This window comes from Stenotrophomonas humi, from assembly GCF_001431415.1.
In the GTDB taxonomy this organism is placed as follows: domain Bacteria; phylum Pseudomonadota; class Gammaproteobacteria; order Xanthomonadales; family Xanthomonadaceae; genus Stenotrophomonas; species Stenotrophomonas humi.
This window is the reverse complement of sequence record NZ_LDJI01000070.1, coordinates 1-726: the sequence shown is the minus strand read 5'-3', so window position 1 is coordinate 726 and position 726 is coordinate 1. Positions and strand designations below refer to the sequence as shown.

The window sequence follows — 726 nt, the reverse complement described above, 5'->3', positions numbered from 1 at the left end:
CGGCACTACTCGGCGGGGATCACCGCGCTTCGGGGATGTCCGAGGTCAGGGCTGCGGTTTCGGCGGCGCAATCGCGGGGCATCGGCAGCTTGAGCGTGCGCGCATGGTCCAACTCGCGGCGCGCCTTGGCCAGGTCGGCATTGAACTCGGGATTGTCGTGCAGGCGTGCCACGGCGGCGGCGCCCATGAACTGGCCCTGCTGCACGTCGCTGTACCAGTGCACATTGCACACTAGGCGGCTGTGGCCATAGTTGCGGCCGCGTTCCAGCAGCGCGGTGGCGCGGTCCGGTGCGATCTCGGCCAGGATCAGCGCCCAGGCCCAGCCGATGGCAGTGTGCCCGGACGGGTAGGAGCCGTTCTTGCGCAGGTCGGCTTCGTCTTCCGGCGTGCAGGTCGGTTCATTGTTGACGGTGAACGGACGCGGGCGCTTGTAGTGGTTCTTGGCCGCCTTGGTGGCGGCACTGGCGTCGATGCGGCTGCGTTCGAGCAGGCGGTACAGCGTCGGTGTCTGTGCGGCGGTCACCGGCAAGCCCAGCGCGCAGCTGAACTGGTCGGCGCCGGCCGGAAAGCTGAGGTCGGCGTCGGTATGCGCCTGCTGGAAGCGTGCGCTGCCGCGCATGGTGACGGCTTCGCGGGCGACGGCTTCATCCAGCTGCGCCCAAGCGGTGCCGGGCGCCGGCGGCGCGGGGCTCAGGGTGAGGCTGTCGGGGATGGCATCCCCGTGCA

The 726-nt window shown here is 70.0% G+C and carries 1 protein-coding gene; it reads right to left on the bottom strand.

Annotated elements, in window-relative coordinates:
• Window positions 1-19 precede the first annotated feature (19 nt).
• A partial coding sequence (locus ABB26_RS18330) for an acid phosphatase (RefSeq protein ID WP_057636143.1) occupies window positions 20-726 on the bottom strand: 707 nt, incomplete at its 5' end.